An 18,457-nucleotide genomic window follows, 5' to 3' on the forward strand; every position below is an offset into this window, starting at 1 on the left:
TCAGCTCCGGGAAAAGACCGCAAAGAATGTAGCAATAAACCGGCCAACCTCGGCGTCAGGCAGATGATTGATGCCGGCCGCTCCTTTGCGCCCGCCGCCAGTGTCGAACTGGCTGCATAGTTCATCCGCGCCGGACTTGGCCACCAGCGGGGCACGCACGCTGACGACATAGCCGCCACCCGGCTTGGCTGTGAGCACGGCATGCGCCTGCGTGGGAGACTCGACTGCCAGTTGATTGCCGAACACGCCGGAAATCCGCCGCGCCCATTTCTCGGCAGGCAGCATGAAGATGCGCCCGGCAGCACGCGCTTCCGCCGCGTCCAGGGCAACGGCGCGCGTCATGTCCTCCTGATAGCCGGCCTTCAGCGTTCGATAGGCGGCCGACTCGGCGATGAAGGCGAAGGGGTCGGCAAACGGACGCATCTGGCGATACAACTCGGCCGGGTCGTAAAACAGATCATCGAGCGTTTCGCCATAGCCGTTGTAATTGAGACATTCGCCCAGCGATTGCAGCTGCGCCAACTGGTCAGCCGACAGGTTCAGCGGGGCGGCAGCCTGCCGTGCCGCATCGGCGAGATTGTCGCCGAACGCGGCGGTGACCGCCCACGCCAGATGCCGGCCCTGCAAGTACCGGTTCACCAACAGGCTGGTGCAGACGTTGGCGTCGGTATCGATGTGCGGCTCGAAATGGGGATGCACGGGAATGTCGCCCGGCTGGTGGTGATCGAAGTAGCGTACTTCTGCCCCTGCTTCGAGAATCCGGTCCAGCGCGTCACGGTTTTCGACAGGGCGATGTCGAGCACAGTGATGCGATCGCCTGCGTGAGCTTGGACCCGTTTCAGCAAGCTGATATCGCGCTTGGGTCCGGTCACCAGTTCGGAATCGGCGGGATCGGCGAGGCGCAGCTGGTGCAGCGCACAGAGACCGTCGGCGTCGCCGTTGAAAACGTCAATGAGAGGCATGGCGGGTAGGGGCATGAAGCCGTTGAGCGGCGCGAAAGTGCGGCCATTGTATGAAGGCAAGCGTTGCAATGACAAGCACATGCAACGCGCTGTAACGTAGCCAGATGACAGGCATCGCAGCGTAATGCTGGCGGTCGGTACTCAGCAGGAACTGCAGAGCCGAGAATTGCTGGCCGTACTTGTCGATTGTGCCGGCCAGTCCGAGGTGCAAGAACAAGGCAGCGAGGGGCAACGAAACCAGTGGGCTGACCAGCCGCAAAATGCGTTGCGCGCCCATTGCAGGCGAAGCGAGCAGGGCAGATGCCAGGAACACAATATAGAGCCAGGCACTCAAGGCCGTAAAAGCCAGCGGCTGCGGCGTAGCCATCAACTCGACCAGATTGTCGGTATCGGCCTGGATGACCACGCCCCAATAGGCCAGGCCCAAGACCGGAAGCGCCGCCCAGAAATGCAGGGCGCTCAATCGCCGCCCGCGCCAGCGGCGCACGGTTTGCGCAGCCAGATAGATCAACGTACCGGGTATTGCGGCTAACGCCACCCAGCGCAATCCGAGCTCCCACTGCCCGGACCAGCCCAGCACCGGACTGCCGGCCAGATCGAAAAGACTCTCATCCGGCACGGCCGCATCCAGCAATAAAAAAGCGATGGCGCCATACACCAGCAGACCCAGGGGCAATTGCGCCAGACGGGCCAGGCCGGACACCGGCCGGCGCGCCAGCCACACGGGCCAGACGGCCAGCCAGTAGCACGCCACCGCGAGCAGCAACGCCGACAGCCAGGCATTATCCTGCCGCAGCAGTTCGCGTACGTTGTACGGTACGAAGGGTGCGTGGGCGGCGCCCCAGAACAGTACGCCCATGCCGCCCAGGACAAGCGGCATCTGCCAGCGCATCCGTGTCGCCGGGGGTGCGGCCGGGGATTCGGGCTCCGCGCGATGAGAATCCCGTGGCATGGTGACATGCCGGGGCGCCCGCAAGATGCGGCGTGCCACGCCATAGCCTGCCAGCCCGCCCAGCCAGGCCAGCAACCAGTCGGTGGTATCGGCGATCTTTTCCGGCAACATCACCTGTCCCAATTCGATGAGCGCAGGCATCCCGACCAGCACCAGCATGGCTACCACAAACAGCGTGGCCCGCCAACGCCACGGCTGGCGGGTCACACCCCATGCCAGCAGCCCGCCCAGCGGCGCAAAGAACAACGTCTTGCGCAAGACTTCGGTGATGGCCCGGTATTCGGTGCCGAAGTAATACACCTCGAACGGCACCCGCTGTACGAAGTCGAGCCGGTCTTTGATGAACGCGCCGTCGGTACGGAAATCGAAGGGAAACCAGAACACGAACAGCAGTACCCCCATCCACCCTGCAGCCAGCGCAANAGGCAGCCAGGTCCCCCACTTCACCGGCGCGCCGCCGTGTGCTTCGCGTTTGGCCAGACGCCCGCCGACGACACTGCCCAGCGCGCCGCCAAGCGAAGCCGTCAGAATGTCGGTCACATCGCTGACGCGGGAAAAGACGAACAGCTGCGCGAACTCCAAACCGGTCGCGGCGGCCAGCGTCATGCCCCATGCGCGCCACGCACTGCGTGTTCCGTCCAGTCGCCAGAGCAAGGCCAACGGCGTCCAGATCAGCGCATCGGTGGCAATTTCATAGACGGCCGTGGCCGGGTCATGCGGCAAATCGCCAAACGGAATCAGCACCACCATGCCGTCCCGCCATTTATGAAAAATCTCGACCAGGCTGATGGTCAGATCGAGCGGCAGGACGTTGTAAACGACGACACCCGCCAGGTATGTCCAGGCCAGACGCTCGGCGAGTGCGGCACGAGCATGGTTGTGCTGCCAGGCTTGCAACCAGTCGACGAACCGCCTGTCTGTCATCCACCATGCCAGCACACCGATGAAACCGCCCAGCGTTTCGGCAAAGATGTCATTCTGCGACACCGTGCGCTGCGGGAAAAACAGCTGGGTGAATTCAATGCCGATGCTCAATGCGGTAGCAGCGGGAATCAACGCCAGTGTGGCCAACAGGTTGTGCAGGCGGCCGCTCCCGCCTGTCATGGCCCCCATCCACAGATAAGTCAGCGGAATGAACAGCAACAGATTGGCAACCCAGTCGGCACGCGACCCGATCCCGAGCTTGAGAAACGGGATCGCCCCAAATCGGGCCACGGCGACATCCCATGGCAACGCATGAAATTTGAGCGGCACCAGGCTGCCGTAGATGACAAATACGGTGTAGCCCAGTGCGACCAGCCACAGCAACGCTCTCGGGTTGGTGGAGGACTGCGCGCGCCCGTTCATGGCCAGGATGAATCCAGTGTGTGCTGCAAAGCGGATGAAACGCTTGCGCCGGGATACACCGTCGCCTGCCAGTCAGGATAGGCAGCCAGTTCGCGAACCAGGTTTTGTGGCAGGCGATTATTTTGCGGATATTGCCCCAGCAGGTCCGGCGTCAGGTCCGATACGGCAACGTCCAGTAGATCAGGTCGATAGGCTAAGGCGACGTTGTACGCTGCCTCAACTGCCTGCAAAGGTGTCGAGGCGGCTATCACATTGGCAAGCACGCGTTGGCGATAGGGTGTGCCTACGGCATGGCGCACCCGGATGCCTGTGCCAGACGCCAGCACGGTGTTGGAGAAAATGGCCATGTCACGCGGCACATCGTTGTGCGGCTGGATATGGATCGCATCGCCGCCGCCGTTGACGAAGACATTGTCGTAGAGCACCACACGCCCCTCCGCCTGCAATAATGCCTCGCTGGGATTGTGCTGGAAGAAATTGCCGTAGACCAGATAGCGGTCCTCACTACCCGCTCCGGCCAGCGGAAAATGCCCAAGCAGGACGTTGGGGCGTGCCTGCGGCCCAGGTAACGCATCCTGTTTGGAAAAGACGTTGTAGCGAATCACCGTATCGTAGCGGTCGGCATGGCCGGCGGGACGGCCAGCTTGATGCTTGATCTGCAGGTTGTAGCCCAGCGTATGGGAAACCCGATTGGCCTCGATCACGCCGCCGACGAAAGGATCCGAACCATCGGCGTCGCCAAGGTACATGCCGGTGCCGACCCGCTCGATACGGTTCCCCCAGATCACCCAGCCGAATGCCGGACACTTGGTTGAAATGCCCACATTCTGTTGCGATGCGGCATGGTCGTGAATGTAAAGACGGTCCAGCGTAATGAAGTCGGCATAGCGGCTGTGGCCTTCGGCCTTGACCGCATCCACCGGCTGATTACGGCCATCGAGTTCCAGGTGGCGTAATACCAGATGGCGAACGTCGACCAGACTGATCGTATTGGCGCCCGGCCGGGCGAGGAAACGCGGCGGCGCGCTAGGCGAGGCCGCCTCGATGACAATAGGCTGACGGGCCTCACCGGACAAATTGCGCAAAGGCAAGCCCTGCCGGTAATCGCCTGCCTCCAGCAGCAAGCGATCGCCAGATTGCAGGCGGCGTACATAATCGAGGTAATCCTGTGCATTCGCACGGTAATCCGTTGCGGCCGCTGTCCCCGCCAGCAAGCAAAGCCATGCTGCGCTGACGGCCCGCCGCATTCAGTCCGCCGTGTCAGACAAAGGCAATCCGCTTTTAAGCAGATCCAGCTTGCCGTAGAGCACGCGGGTCATGCCTGCCACGCTCTGTCGGCCCGTATCCACCACGATGTCGGCCACTTCGCGATACAGCGGGTCACGTTGCTTGAACAGTTCCCGCAGCCTGGCGAGCGGATTCTCGGTTTGCAGCAAAGGGCGGTTGCGGTCGTGCCGCGTACGCTCATACAAATGCTCGGGCATGCCGCGCAAATAAATCACCACCCCATTTTNTTTCAGATTGTTGCGATTGGCCGCCGAGAGGACCGCACCGCCTCCTGTGGCCAGAACGATGCCAGACAAGCCTGTCAGGTCAGCGATCGCAGCCTCTTCGCGTTTACGGAAACCCGCCTCGCCTTCTATCTCGAATATGACCGGAATCTTGACGCCGGTTCGCGCCTCGATTTCGTGGTCCGAGTCGTAAAAGACGCACCCATAATGCTTGGCCAGCAGCCGCCCCACGGTAGTCTTGCCCGCCCCCATCAACCCGACGAGGTATAGATTGTCTCGCTTGCTCATGGCGCCATTCTAATTGAGAGCGGCCGAATGGATAGCGCTGAACGAACGCAAAAATCAAGGCGAAAAAGCGCGGGACACACCCGCGCTTTGGATATCAGCCGTGATCAGCGTATCGACAAGCGATCGTCAATAATTCGCGGTGTCAGGAAGATGATCAATTCGGTTTTACTGTTTTCCTTGGTAGTGGTCTTGAACAGATTTCCGAATACAGGTACATCTCCCAGTAGCGGTACTTTGCTCACAGTTGAGCTTTCACTACCGTCAAAAATGCCGCCCAATACCAGAGTTTCACCATTATTCACCCTCACTTGCGTTTTGATCCGCTTGGTATCGATTGCCGGGTTGTCGCCAATATTGGCAATGTCACGTACCGCATCTTTTTGTACTTCAACTGTCAAAATAATCGAGTCGTTATTAAGGATTTGCGGGTCCACCAGCAAACACAGGAACGCATCCTTGAATGTCACCGTCGCGGGTGAATTAGCCGTACCAGGCGTAATGTAGGGAATCTGCGTGCCATTCAGAATCACTGCCGGCTTCTGGTTGGATGTAACAACGCGGGGATTGGAAATCACCTTGCCACGGTTATCCGCCTCCAATGCGCGCAACTCCAAACTCAAAAGATTGCCGTTAGAGAGATTGAGCAAAGACATAGCCAAATTGGCGGCACCGGTTACAGTTGGTAAAGCCTGTCCACTGGCCGTACCAGGAGCTCCAGCCGTCGTCCCGCCAATCTGGTGAGGGTCGCCCCCGATATTTCCAACCCGATTGATTGCAGACAAACCTAAACGCGCACCTAGATCACGGCTCCAGCCATCGGTCGCCACCACAACCCGTGCCTCGATCATGACTTGTCGGGCCGGCACATCCAGACGCGCGAGCAGTTCGCGGACCTCCTGAATCTTACGCGCCGTGTCGGTGATGATCAGCGTATTGGTCTTCAGTTCGTAAGTTGCACGTCCCCGCTTGGTGAGGATTTTCTGCTCTTCGTTGCCTTGGCTTTGCTGCGCAGCTAGCGCGGCCGAACCTTTCAGACCCTGCGCCTGTGCCGAGCAGTTCACCGCCTCGCCGCTCGCCGAACTGAGCGATCCTGTCGAGCCATACAACATCGATTTTGCTTCATCCGCCCGCATATAGTTAAGTTGGATGTACTCGGTGGTCAGCGGCTCCAGATCGGCCACCTGATTCTTCGCCTCGAACTCCAGCTTTTCCTTGGTCATCAACTCGTCTTTGGGCGCGATCCAGATCACGTTGCCGTTCTGGCGCTTGTCGAGGCCCTTGGTCTGCAGGATGAGATCGAGCGCCTGATCCCATGGCACGTCTTTCAGCCGCAGGGTGAGGTTGCCGGTCACGGTGTCGCTGGCGACGATGTTGAGGCCGGTGAAATCAGCGATGACCTGCAATACCGAACGCACTTCGACGTTCTGGAAGTTGAGCGAGAGTTTCTCGCCGGTGTATTTCACCTTACCGTCGGCCGTTTNTTTCTGGGCGTCATCGCTCTGTTTGACTTCGACGATGAAGCTGTTGTCGGTCTGGTAGGCGGAGTATTCCCAGCCGCCCTTGGGCTGGATCACCATGCGCGTATTGTCGCCCAGGGTATAGGTTTCGATGGTTTGTACCGGGGTACCGAAATCCGCCACGTCGAGACGACGTTGCAAGGCCTTGGGCAGTTCGGTGCCGATGAAGTCGACGACGACGCCGTTGGACTGCTGGCGGATGTTGATCCCGGCCTGGGCGTCGGACAAGGTCGTCACGATACGCGCCTCGCCCGCCGCGCCGCGCCGGAAATCGACGTCGCGAATCGTGTGACGCGCGCCATCGGCCGCCGCTTCGGCAAAACGCGGGCTGACATTCACGGGCGCAGCACTGGCCCCGACATCGCCCAGGGCGATCAGAANGGATTTGCCGTCCACGCTGGCTTCATACTCAACCGATTTGTTCAGGTTGAATACCAGGCGGGTCCGGGTCCCGGCTTGCACCACATTCACGCTCGACAGCGGGCCAAGATTGGCTTCGACGGTGTTGCGACCTAGCGCATTCCCCGTGTCGGGCAGGTCGAGTGCGATGCGCGGCGGATTCCCGACCGTAAAGCCGGCCGGTGTGGCAGCCAGCGCCTTCTTGAGATTGACGCGTACCACGACTTTGCCGCCAGGCAAGGTCGTGGTTTCGACGCTTTGCACAGCATTGCCCGTGGGCGGTGCGTCGGCAGCGCGCACCGCGAACGGCAGCACCAAACCGGTGAATAGGATGAGCCCGAACAGGTGGCGGGTCATTTTCTGGGCAATTTTCGGCAATGCATTCATGTCAGCCTCTTTGAAATTCAGTACTACAAATCATTCCTGCAAATTCAGGGTGCTGGTACGCTCTGACCAATCCCCAGCGCTATCCTGGACAATTTCACGCAGCGTCACTTCGCTATCGCTGATCTGCGTGACCAGGCCGAAATTCTGGCCCATGTAATTGCCCTTCTTGATGTGGTAAATCGCATTGTCCGGTGTCTTGATCACCGCCTGGTTGACCCCGTTCTGTGACAATACGCCCACCATTTTCAGCGTCTCAAGCGAGAAGGCTTCCAGAGGCTCCTTCGGACGGGTGAGATCGGGCTGCATCCCGCCGCCTCCGCCGGTCGAGAGTTTTCTCGGCTTGAAGGGATCGGGCAGATCGAAGGCCGCATAACTAAACGGCTCGTACGCCTTCACCTCCGGCAGTGGATCGATTTTCCCTTGCATGTCCTTGCCGGTTTCGGCGACGAATCGGTGCAGATCGTCCATGTCGCCGCTGCCGCAGCCGCTCAAACCGGTGACTATCAATACGATGGCCAAGCGCTTCATTTCTTTTGCTCCTTGGCTTTTTGTTTCCGGGCGATGACCTCATCGTCGTCCAGGTAACGGTAGGTTTTAACGATGGCATCCATATTCAGCACGCCATCCTTCGCCGGCTGCATGGAAATATCCTGCAAAGTCACGATGCGCGGCAGCTTGGAGACATCGCTGACGAAGGCGGCGATGTCATGATAGCCGCCGGTCACTTTGACCTGGATGGGCGTTTCGGCATAGAACTCGGACACCGTCTCGGCTTGGGGCCGGAACAGGTCGAACTGCAGGCCGCGCCCCAGACCTGCCTGGTTGACGTCCGTGATCAGCGCATCCATTTCCTGCTTGTTCGGCAATTGCTTCAACAACGCGCCGAACGCCTGCTCAATGTCGGCCAGCTGCTTTTTGTACGCCTCCAGATTGATGGCCTGATTCTTCTTGGTGGTAAACACGCTGCGCAGCTCGGTTTCCTTCTGCTTCGCGGTATCGAGCGTTTCCATTCCGCCGCGCCAGTCGAACCACCAGCCTGCCAGCACGATCACCACGCACAGGAATGCCAGCGCAACGAGCTTGGTCGGCAGCGGCCAGTCGGCCAGCGTCTTCAGATCAAGTTTATTGAGTTCGTCCAGGGTCATGCCTTGCCCCCTTGTCATTCGCGCTGTCCGGTTGCTGATGCGTCTGCTTGACGGTCAGCACGAATTCGTTGGCGCGCAGATTGTTCACGGTGGCGGCCTTGATCTCGACCAGCGTGGCCGATTCGAACCAGGGCGAACCGTCGAGATTCCGCATCAATGTGGAAACGCGCGCGCTCGACTGGGTATAGCCGCTGATCGTGACGATATCGCCCGCCTGTTTGAAGGACTTGAGATAGAGGCCGTCCGGAAGCAGGCGGATCATCTGGTCGAACAAATGGACGACTTCGGTACGGTTGGACTGCAAGGTTTCGACGACCTGCTTGCGTGCCAGCAATGCCTGCGTCTGTTCGCGGATTTTCTTGATTTCGCCGATCTGGCCGTCGAGCTTGGCGATTTCCTGTTCCAGATAAGCATTGCGCGCTTCCTGGTTTGACTGCCGTGCGGCAATCACGCTATGCCCCAGAACGACAACCAGAACACCCGTCGCAACGGCAATGCCAAGCAGGATATTGAACTGGCGTCGCCGGGCGGCACGCGCAAGTTCGCGGTGGGGGAGGAGGTTAATGCGGATCATTGTGGGTCAAACCTCCGCATGGCGAGGCCGCAAGCGACAAAGAGAGAAGGCGCATCGGCGGTCAATGCCTGAGGCCGGATTTTGGAGCCGACGGCCATGTTGGCAAACGGGTTGACCACCATCGTCGGCGTGCCCGTGCGCTGCGCGACCACTTCATCGATGCCAGGAATCATGGCGCCGCCACCGGCCAGCAGGATCTGGTCGACCTTGCGATACTGTGTCGAGGTCGTGAAGAGCTGCAGGGCACGGCCGATTTCCATAGCCAGGGTTTCACTGTAGGGCTGCAGCACCTCCATGTCATAGCTCTCGGGCAGCGTACCCTTGCGCTTGGCATTTTCGGCCTCTTCGCTGGTCATGCCGTAGCGTCGCGAGATTTCGTTGTTGAGCTGGTTGCCGCCAAAACCGTGTTCGCGCAGGTAAACCGATTCGTTGTCGTTGAGGATATTGATGTGCATGTTCTGCGCACCCACGTCGATGATCGCCACGGTCTGTCCGGCACCGCTATTGGGCAGCAGATGGGCAATCTGTTCGTAGGCGGTCTGCGTGGCATACGATTCGACGTCCATGATCAGCGCCTTCAGGCCGGCCGCCTCGACGGCCGCCACGCGATCCTCGACCTTTTCCTTGCGTGCCGCGGCAAGCAGGACCTGCATATCGTCCGGGCTGCTGGGCGACGGGCCGAGCACCTGGAAATCCAGATTCACCTCATCGAGCGAGAAGGGAATGACCTGGTTGGCCTCGGCCTCCACCTGGTTCTCCAGGTCGATCCCCTTGAGGCTGGCCGGGGCCAGGATCTTTTTGGTGATGACGGCCGACGACGGCAATGCCAGGGCCACATTCTTGATCCGCGTCCCCAGATCCTTCCAAGCGGCCCGCAAAGCATCGGCCACCTGATCGAGATTGGCGATATTGCCGTCTGTCACGGCATCCTTGGGCAAGGGCTCGATGACGTAGCGTTCCACCCGCAACATGCCTTTCCCTGCGTCGGACAACTCCACCAGTTTGACCGCAGTCGTACTGATGTCGAGCCCCAGGATGGGCAGACCCTTGGCAGACAGCCAGTCTAGATTGATATTCAGGTGCAAGAGTTTTCCTTTACACTTCTGTGGGTTGGCGCTTTTTCTTATTATTGTTTTTAGATGCTAGCAACAACACACGGTTTTTAACAGTTTTTTCTTGCGACTACATTGGAGTTGAACATATGTGTCCAATTTCCAACACCACTAACGCCTATAATCGGCGGAAACTTTAGGCATCGCAGGGCAGATTCGAGCAACACGCCGGCGCATGGGGGCTCCCAAGTACCCTGCGCGGCACGTGACGAATCCATGTGCATAAGAAACAGCGGGTTATCGAGACGGACCCGCCGCCCCACCCGGAGCTCGATATTGGGTGCGGATTTCCAAATGTATGGCGTCTCCAAAGAAGGAATCGGATGTTTTCGAAATGGTGGCATTACGCACTGGCATTGATTGTCAGCCTCGGCGTCGTCGGCACGGCACTGGCCGGATTGGCTGCAGCCCTGATTTACCCGAACCTGCCGCCGCTCGAAGCGCTGACAGACTACAAACCCAAGCTGCCGTTGCGCGTCTTCACGGCTGACGGCGCCCTGATCGGCGAATTCGGTGAAGAACGCCGGGCCTTCATCGCCATCGATAAAGTCCCGACCTATATGAAGCAGGCGATCATCGCCGCTGAAGACGAGCGCTTCTATGAGCATGGCGGGGTCGATACGCTGGGCGTGCTGCGTGCTGCGATGTCAAACCTGGTATCCGGCGGCGCCAAGGAAGGCGCCTCGACCATCACCATGCAGGTAGCCCGCAACTTCTTCCTGTCGAACGAGAAGACGCTCACCCGCAAACTGTCCGAAGCCATGCTGGCGATGAAGATCGAACACAGCCTGTCGAAGGACAAAATTCTCGAGTTGTACCTCAACCAGATTTATCTCGGCCAACGCGCCTACGGCTTCGAAGCTGCCGCGCGCACTTACTTCGGCAAGCCGATGCGCGAATTGTCGCTGGCGGAATTCGCCATGCTTGCAGGCTTGCCGAAAGCACCGTCTCGTTACAACCCTGTGGTCAATTTCCCGCGCGCCAAGGCACGTCAGGAATATGTCCTGGGGCGGATGCGCGCACTCAAATTCATCGACCAGCCGACCTGGCAAGCTGCCGTCAAACAGAAACTGGTCATTCGCCAGGCACGCCAGCAAACAGACGTTTCGGCTGACTACGTCGCCGAAATGGTGCGCCAGGCTCTGTTCGAGAAATACGGCGAATCCATCTACAGCTCAGGCTACAAGGCCGTCACCACGCTACGCCGCGCCCAACAGGCCGCGGCCGATCTCGCGGTCTGGCAAGGCATTGCCGACTACGACCAGCGCCACGGCTATCGCGGCCCGGAGAAGGAAATCAGCCTGCCCGCCGACAAAACCGAGCGCGAAGCGGCCATCGCCAGCGCTCTGGAAGATCTCGCGCCGGTCAGCGACATGCAACCGGCCGTGGTCGTCAGCGTCACNCCCAAAATGATCCGTGCCCAACTGGACGACGACACGGTGGTCGACATTTCGGGCGCCTCGCTCAAATGGGTGGCCAACTGGGTGGCAGGNAANAAAGGCCGGCAGCTCGTCCCCGGAGCGGTCGTGCGTGTACAGGCGACGGGCAAGCCGCAGCAATGGCGGCTCGCGCAGCTTCCCGAAGTGGAAGCCGCACTGGTGGCTCTGAATCCGAATGACGGCGCCATCACCGCCTTGGTCGGCGGTTTCGATTTTCATCGCAACAAATTCAATCGCGTGACGCAGGCCTGGCGACAGCCGGGATCGAGTTTCAAGCCGTTCATCTACTCGGCCGCGCTGGANAAAGGCTATACCCCCGCCACCATGATCGACAACATGCCGTTGACGCTCAGTGCCGACGAGGCCGGCGGCACTGCCTGGGAACCGCAGAACTACGACGGCGACACCAGCGGTCCGGTACGCATGCGCACGGCACTGACCAAATCGCTCAACCTGGTGTCGATACGCATCTTGCAAGGCATCGGTCCGAACTACGCGCGCGACTACATCCGCCGCTTTGGTTTCGATCCCGCTCGCCATCCGCCTTACCTCACCATGGCGCTTGGGGCCGGCAGCGTCACCCCGCTTCAGTTGGCTGCGGCTTATGGCGTCTTCGCCAACGGCGGTTTCAGCGTCAAACCCTATCTGATCGACAAGGTCTACGACAAGGATGGCCGCCTGCTGATGGAAGCCAAGCCGCAAACGGTGGGCTCCAACGCGCCCCGCGTAATCGATCCGCGCAATGCCTGGCTGATGACGAACATGATGCAGGACGTGGTGCGCTACGGCACGGGTGCACGCGCAGGCCAGCTTGGACGCAGCGACATCGCCGGCAAAACCGGCACAACCAACGATGCACGCGACACCTGGTTTGCCGGTTACACGCCTGACCTGGTGGCTATCGCCTGGATGGGGTACGACCAGCCACGTTCCCTCGGCCGGCACGAAACCGGGGCGCAATCTGCGCTCCCGATCTGGATGGGATTCATGGGACCGACGCTGAAAAACATGCCGCAGCATGACTGGACCATGCCCAGCGGCATCATCAACGTGAATATCGACCCGAACACCGGCACGCGTCTGCCCGACACCCTGATAGGCGAATTCCTGGGACATATCCTGGGCGCGACCTCAGGCGGCATGGTTGAACATTTCTACCAGGAGTTTCCGCCGCCCGACGCGCCGCCGGCCGGATGGAGCACAGGCACCGAGACGCCATCGGATCCCGCGACCCTCCTGCATGGAACCGGAACGCCGCCATGAAACATCAGGATATGCGCCGCCGCATTGCCCATGCCGCGGCCCGCATACTGGCCGAGGACGGCAGCCTCGATTACGGCAGCGCCAAACGCAAGGCGGCGCGCCAGCTCGGCGCACCCGACAGTGGCAATCTGCCGGACAACCAGCAGATCGAAGAAGCGCTACGCAGCTACCAGGCCATTTACCAGACCGACGAAACCCGGGCGCAACTGACACTGCTGCGACAAACCGCAATCGAATACATGGAACAACTCGTGGATTTCGACCCTCACCTTACCGGGTCGGTACTCAATGGGACGGCCGGCCCGCATGCCGACATCAACCTGCAACTGTTCACCGACCACCAGAAAGACGTCGAATTTCTGCTGATGCGCCTGCCTGCAGCCTATCAGGCCGGTGAATACAGAGCCTCGGACACCCCGGGGCGAATCTATCCGCGCTTCATGATCGACGATCCACGGGCCCGGGTCGATCTGGTCGTCTACCCCGCCTCCGAACTGCGTAACATGAAACGCCTGCAAGCCGATGGCAGCCCGCGTCGCTTGCGCTTGCCACAGGTCAGGACGCTCATTTGATCATTCTCATTGCCGCATGCTCTGGCATGGAAGATGCTCACTCACCCTCCATGGTTCTTATGAGTGAACGGCTGTGATCAGATTTTTCCGGCACTACGTGCCGCTGAATTTATTGCTGCTGGTATTGATCGAAACGCTGATCCTGGGCGGGTCGATCTACGCCGGGGTAAGCGCCCGCTTCCTGGATGGCAGCGTGATTCCGCCTGAGCTCGACCCTCTGCTGCCCAAGGCCCTGACCTTCGCCGTCGTCATGCTGGGGCTGATGACCGCAAGCGGACTATACGATCTCGAATGGCAGGGTGGAGTACGTGCCTTGCTGCAGCGCCTGGGCCTGAGTTTCGGACTGGGCCTGGTGACCATGAGCCTGCTGTTCTACTTCTTTCCCGCTTTGCTGGTCGGGCGGGGCGCTTTCCTTCTGTCTTTCGGACTGGCATTACTGGGTATTTTGCTCAGTCGTGCCCTGTTCATTCGCTGGGCACGCGTCGGCGCGCTCAAGACCCGCGCCCTGGTGATCGGCACCGGTAGCCGCGCCGCCCATGTCGAAGCCATGCTGGCCAAGCGTTCCCGCGCCAGCAATGTCCAGGTCATCGGCTATCTGCCGATGGGCGGTAGTCATCATTTCGTCGATCATGCTCGTATTCTCGACACCCAGGAGCCGCTTCCCGAGTTGGCGCTTCGCCTGCAAATCAGCGAAATCATCCTCGCGGTACGCGACCGCCGCGGCGGCGGCATGCCGGTGCAGGACCTCCTCAAGTGCAAGCTGTACGGCATACGCATCCTTGAGTTGTCGAGCTTCTTCGAACGCGAGAACGGCCATCTGCAACTCGACTCGATGAATGCCAGCTGGATGATCCTGTCCGAAGGGTTTCACCAGGGCATGCTGCGCGACACGGCCAAACGGCTGTTCGATCTGCTGGTAAGCGCCGCCATGCTAGTCGTCTGCCTGCCGATCATGGCCCTCGCGGCCCTACTGATCAAACTGGAAAGTCCGGGGCCGGTACTCTATCGTCAGGAACGCGTCGGCCAAGGTTGCCGCAATTTCACCATCCTCAAGTTCCGCAGCATGTGCGTCGATGCCGAAAAAGACGGCAAGCCGCGCTGGGCCGGCCAGAACGACAGCCGCGTCACACTCACCGGACGTTTTATCCGGCGCACCCGCATCGACGAGCTGCCGCAGATCTTCAACGTTTTCTTCGGCGACATGAGTTTTGTCGGCCCGCGCCCCGAGCGCCCCTATTTCGTGGCGGACCTGACCCAGAAAATCCCCTATTACGGCGTGCGCCACACCGTCAAACCCGGCATTACCGGCTGGGCACAAGTGCGTTACCCGTACGGTGCGAGCGACGAAGACGCCATGCACAAGCTGCAATACGATCTCTACTACGTCAAGAACCACAGCCTGTTCCTCGATCTCATGATCCTGTTCCAGACCGCGCAAGTCGTGTTGTGGGGAAAGGGCGTGCGCTAAGCGTACGCGCCCGGAACCGACCATGCCCGACACCCTGCTTCTCCTGGCCGCCGTCGGTTATGGACTGGCAGCGCTCGCCTATCTCGGCCTCTCCGGCCTGATCGTCGCCAGCTGGCGCCGTCGTCCGCAGGGCCGCCAACTGGTGCTCGCGACCGGGCTGAGCGCCGCATGGGGTGCATTTTCGGCGCTGACGGCCTTAGGTGCCTTGCCNCCNCAACTCGGCCTGGCGGCCGAAGTCGCACGCAATGGCGCCTGGCTGGCACTCCTGCTGTACATCCTGCAACTGCGCCTGCCCTCCGACGCCGTCCTGCCCGCGCCGATCCGGCTCATCCGCATCCTGAGTGGCATACTCGTCGGGGTTCTGCTTCTCGCCAGCATCTACCCCTTCATTGCCCCGACCCAGCCAGTGCTGGCGCGCTGGGCGGGCAATCTGGGGCTGGTTCTGCTGACCGTCATGGGCCTGGTGCTGACCGAACAGGTGTACCGCAGTACCCGACCGGAAGACCGCTGGGCGATCAAATTTCTCTGCCTGGGACTGGGCGGGCTCTTCGTTTACGACTTCTACCTCTACGCCAATGCCGCCCTGTTCAATGCCATGGATGCCCAGGTATGGGCTGCGCGGGGCTACGTAGCCGCCCTGGTGACGCCGCTGATCGCGGTTTCCGCCGCCCGCAATCCGGAATGGGCCGCACCGGTCGGCCTGTCACGCAGCATGGCGTTCCATACTGCCAGCCTGTTGGCTGCGGGCATCTATCTTCTGCTGATGGCCAGCGCAGGTTATTACCTACGCCTGTTCGGCGGCGAATGGGGCAACGTGGTGCAAACCGTCTTCATCTTCGCCGCCGCCATGCTGCTGGTGCTGCTGATGTTCTCCGGCACCTTGCGCGCCCGCTTGCGCGTGTTCCTGTCCAAGCANTTTTTCAGCTATCGCTACGACTACCGCGAAGAGTGGCTCAACTTCACCCGCACCCTCACCGAAGGCCGGCCCGGCGAGCAGCTATGCGAACGTGCAGTCGAGGCGCTGGCCGGGCTGCTCGAGAGCCCTGGCGGAGCACTCTGGATGCGCGAAGGCGATGCCGGCTATCAACGCGCCAGCCACTGGAACTGGGCCGATCTCCAGGGAACCGAGCCTGCCGATGCACCATTCATTCAATGGCTTGCCAGCAAGCAATGGGTGGTGGATCTGGACGAAATGAAAGTACGCCGCGATCTGTACGGTGACCTGAGTACGCCGGTATGGCTCGAGCGCGCCGACAACGCCTGGCTGGTCGTGCCGCTGATGCTGCACGAGGAATTGCTCGGATTTGTCGTGTTGAAGCACTCGTTGGGCAATGTCACGTTCAACTGGGAAGTCAGCGACCTGCTCAAGGTAGCGGCCCGTCAGGCGGCAGCGCATCTGGCCCAGATGCGGGCATCCAATCAGTTGATCGTGGCTCGCCAATTCGAATCGTTCAATCGCACCACGACTTTCGTCATCCACGACCTGAAGAATCTGATTGCCCAACTGTCCCTGTTGCTGGCCAATGCGGAGAAACACAAGCACAAGCCCGAGTTCCAGGCCGACATGCTGGATACGGTGGCGAACGCAGTTACCCGTATGAACAAGGTGCTGGCGCAATTGCGCCGGGGCAGCGATGCGGCCCAGGTGCAGTCGGTGGTGCTGGCCGACATCCTCGATGAAGCCGTTGCCAGCAAACAGGCATTCAAGCTGCACCCCACCCTGGAATTGCCACCCGCATCCCTGCGCGTGCGTGCCGAGCGCGATCGACTCACCCGCGCGATCGGCCACTTGTTGCAAAATGCGCTTGAAGCCACGCCGCTGACCGGCCAAGTCACGCTGCGGGGATTCGAGGAGGCCGGACGGGCGGTTATTGAAATCGTCGACACCGGATGCGGCATGGACGATGAATTCATTCGTACCCGACTGTTCCAGCCATTCGATTCAACCAAGGGAGCCGGCATGGGTATCGGCGCCTATGAATGTCGTGAGACCCTGCGCGCCCTGGGCGGGAACATCGAAGTGGACAGTACACCCGGCCTCGGCACCCACTTCCGTCTCAGCCTGCCGCTGGACAATCATTCACCTGCTGGAGGAGACGCCGCATGAGCGACGCCAAACAAAAGATACTGCTGGTCGAAGACGATCCCGGACTGCAAAAGCAGCTGAAGTGGAGCCTCGCCGATTACGAACTGGTCATGGCAGCCGACCGCGACAGCGCCATCGCCCAATTGCGCCGCCACGAGCCTCCGGTCGTATTGCTCGACCTCGGCCTGCCGCCCGACGTCGACGGCGCCACCGAAGGCTTGGCAGCACTGCAGCAGATCCTGTCGCTCGCCCCGTCCACCAAAGTCATCGTGGTCACGGGCAACCTCGACCGTGTCAATGCGGTCAAGGCGATCCATCTCGGTGCCTACGACTTCTTCCAGAAACCCTTCGACCCTGACGTGCTGGCCCTGATGATCGCCCGTGCCCTACATGTTCATGCGCTGGAAACCGAGAACAGGATGCTCGCCGCCAAACAGCGCGTCTCCGCCCTGCAAGGGCTGATCACCAGCAGCGAGCCCATGCTGAAGATCTGCCGTACCGTGGAAAAAGTCGCGCCGGCCAACGCCACCGTATTGCTGCTGGGCGAATCCGGCACCGGCAAGGAAGTGCTGGCACGCGGCGTACACGAATTGTCGCCGCGCGCCGGCAAGCGTTTCGTCGCCATCAATTGCGCGGCCATTCCCGACACCCTGCTGGAATCCGAATTGTTCGGCTATGAGAAAGGCGCCTTCACCGGTGCCGCCAAACAAACCATCGGTCGTATCGAATATGCCAACGAGGGCACGCTCTTTCTCGACGAGATCGGCGATCTGCCGATGCCGCTGCAGGCCAAGCTGCTGCGCTTCCTGCAGGAACGCGTGATCGAGCGCCTGGGCGGCCGCGGCGAAATCCCGGTGGACGTGCGCGTCGTCTGCGCCACCCACCGTGATCTTGCCGACATGATTCGCGAAGGCAGTTTCCGCGAGGATCTGTACTATCGCCTCTCTGAAATCTCGGTGAAAATCCCGCCGTTGCGCGAGCGCCCCGGCGACGCCGTATTACTGGCGCAAGCCTTCCTCGAACGCTATGCGCGCGAACAGGGCCGCAACATCCGCGGCTTCACGGCCGACGCGCTGGGTGCACTGGAAGCCCATGCCTGGCCCGGCAATGTGCGCGAGATGGAAAACCTGATCAAACGCGCCACCATCATGGCTGAAGGCAACCAGATCACGGCAGCCGACCTCGGACTCGACACCGGCCACACCGAGCCTCCCCGTTCAACCTGCGTCAGGCGCGCGAAAACGCGGAACGCCTGGCCGTCAGCCGCGCGCTCGCGCACAGCGACGGCAGCATCGCCCAGGCTGCCGAACTACTCGGCATCACCCGTCCCACCCTGTATGACCTGATGGCAAAAATCGGCATGAAATAAACGCCACCCTTTCGACTTTACAATTCCTACAAAAATACAGGAGACCCGAATGTCGCCCACGCTCCC

Annotated in this window: 14 protein-coding genes and 1 pseudogene; 5 read left to right on the top strand and 10 right to left on the bottom strand. The window is 60.6% G+C overall.

Translation table 11 applies throughout. The features are described 5' to 3' along the window. The 10 genes from HZY77_RS10280 to HZY77_RS10320 all read right to left on the bottom strand — a co-directional run bounded on the left by HZY77_RS10280 (nt 1) and on the right by HZY77_RS10320 (nt 10,167). Nucleotides 1-699 (bottom strand): acetyltransferase, encoded by a 699-nt coding sequence (locus tag HZY77_RS10280; protein WP_363153576.1) that lies wholly within the window; start codon nt 697-699, stop codon nt 1-3. Continuing rightward, complete coding sequence (locus HZY77_RS17825) at nt 636-962, bottom strand: hypothetical protein (protein ID WP_363153578.1); 327 nt, start codon at nt 960-962, stop codon at nt 636-638. Before HZY77_RS17825 ends, HZY77_RS10280 begins: the two co-directional genes overlap by 64 nt. Further along, nucleotides 949-3,261, bottom strand: coding sequence for a VanZ family protein (locus HZY77_RS10285; protein WP_296814311.1), 2,313 nt, complete (start codon nt 3,259-3,261; stop codon nt 949-951). Before HZY77_RS10285 ends, HZY77_RS17825 begins: the two co-directional genes overlap by 14 nt. Next, nucleotides 3,258-4,508: a hypothetical protein gene (locus HZY77_RS10290; protein ID WP_296814313.1), complete on the bottom strand. Its 1,251-nt coding sequence runs from the start codon at nt 4,506-4,508 to the stop codon at nt 3,258-3,260. Before HZY77_RS10290 ends, HZY77_RS10285 begins: the two co-directional genes overlap by 4 nt. Continuing rightward, nucleotides 4,509-5,060 carry a shikimate kinase gene (locus tag HZY77_RS10295; RefSeq protein ID WP_296814315.1) on the bottom strand — a complete coding sequence of 184 codons (552 nt, stop codon included), beginning with the start codon at nt 5,058-5,060 and terminating at the stop codon, nt 4,509-4,511. 104 nt (nt 5,061-5,164) lie between these two features. Next, on the bottom strand, nt 5,165-7,363 hold the full coding sequence (gene pilQ, locus HZY77_RS10300) for a type IV pilus secretin family protein (protein WP_296814317.1): 2,199 nt from the start codon (nt 7,361-7,363) through the stop codon (nt 5,165-5,167). A 30-nt stretch (nt 7,364-7,393) separates the two neighbouring features. Then, entirely contained in the window at nt 7,394-7,891 is a 498-nt protein-coding gene (locus HZY77_RS10305) for a pilus assembly protein PilP (RefSeq protein ID WP_296634616.1), read from the bottom strand. Then, complete coding sequence (gene pilO / locus HZY77_RS10310; RefSeq protein WP_296814320.1) at nt 7,888-8,508, bottom strand: type 4a pilus biogenesis protein PilO; 621 nt, start codon at nt 8,506-8,508, stop codon at nt 7,888-7,890. Before pilO ends, HZY77_RS10305 begins: the two co-directional genes overlap by 4 nt. Further along, a complete protein-coding gene (locus HZY77_RS10315; RefSeq protein WP_296814323.1) occupies nt 8,486-9,082 on the bottom strand; it encodes a PilN domain-containing protein in 597 nt (198 codons plus the stop codon). The genes pilO and HZY77_RS10315 overlap by 23 nt, the downstream gene beginning before the upstream one ends. Then, nucleotides 9,079-10,167 (bottom strand): pilus assembly protein PilM, encoded by a 1,089-nt coding sequence (locus HZY77_RS10320; protein WP_296814326.1) that lies wholly within the window; start codon nt 10,165-10,167, stop codon nt 9,079-9,081. The genes HZY77_RS10315 and HZY77_RS10320 overlap by 4 nt, the downstream gene beginning before the upstream one ends. 350 nt (nt 10,168-10,517) lie before the next feature. Between HZY77_RS10320 and HZY77_RS10325 the strand changes: the two genes are divergently transcribed. From HZY77_RS10325 to prsR, 5 genes and pseudogenes are all read left to right on the top strand, one after another. Next, nucleotides 10,518-12,896, top strand: coding sequence for a penicillin-binding protein 1A (locus HZY77_RS10325; RefSeq protein ID WP_296814329.1), 2,379 nt, complete (start codon nt 10,518-10,520; stop codon nt 12,894-12,896). Then, a complete protein-coding gene (locus tag HZY77_RS10330; RefSeq protein WP_296634628.1) occupies nt 12,893-13,468 on the top strand; it encodes a hypothetical protein in 576 nt (191 codons plus the stop codon). Before HZY77_RS10325 ends, HZY77_RS10330 begins: the two co-directional genes overlap by 4 nt. 73 nt (nt 13,469-13,541) lie before the next feature. After that, a complete protein-coding gene (locus HZY77_RS10335; RefSeq protein ID WP_296634631.1) occupies nt 13,542-14,936 on the top strand; it encodes a TIGR03013 family XrtA/PEP-CTERM system glycosyltransferase in 1,395 nt (464 codons plus the stop codon). Between the two features lie 22 nt (nt 14,937-14,958). Continuing rightward, the gene (gene prsK / locus HZY77_RS10340; RefSeq protein WP_296814331.1) at nt 14,959-17,043 is read left to right on the top strand and encodes an XrtA/PEP-CTERM system histidine kinase PrsK; all 2,085 of its coding nucleotides are present in this window, start codon (nt 14,959-14,961) and stop codon (nt 17,041-17,043) included. Beyond that, nucleotides 17,040-18,391, top strand: a pseudogene (gene prsR, locus HZY77_RS10345) (PEP-CTERM-box response regulator transcription factor). The gene prsK and the pseudogene prsR overlap by 4 nt, the downstream one beginning before the upstream one ends. The last annotated feature ends 66 nt before the right edge of the window (nt 18,392-18,457 follow it).

It is taken from the genome of Thiobacillus sp., from assembly GCF_013693775.1.
GTDB lineage: Bacteria > Pseudomonadota > Gammaproteobacteria > Burkholderiales > Thiobacillaceae > Thiobacillus.

Bases quoted from the DNA above. Each gene is read 5' to 3' on its own strand.
- HZY77_RS17825 (WP_363153578.1), bottom strand. From the start codon at position 962: ATGCCTCTCATTGACGTTTTCAACGGCGACGCCGACGGTCTCTGTGCG.
- HZY77_RS10290 (WP_296814313.1), bottom strand. From the start codon at position 4,508: ATGCGGCGGGCCGTCAGCGCAGCATGGCTTTGCTTGCTGGCGGGGACA.
- HZY77_RS10305 (WP_296634616.1), bottom strand. From the start codon at position 7,891: ATGAAGCGCTTGGCCATCGTATTGATAGTCACCGGTTTGAGCGGCTGC.
- pilO (WP_296814320.1), bottom strand. From the start codon at position 8,508: ATGACCCTGGACGAACTCAATAAACTTGATCTGAAGACGCTGGCCGAC.
- HZY77_RS10315 (WP_296814323.1), bottom strand. From the start codon at position 9,082: ATGATCCGCATTAACCTCCTCCCCCACCGCGAACTTGCGCGTGCCGCC.
- HZY77_RS10330 (WP_296634628.1), top strand. From the start codon at position 12,893: ATGAAACATCAGGATATGCGCCGCCGCATTGCCCATGCCGCGGCCCGC.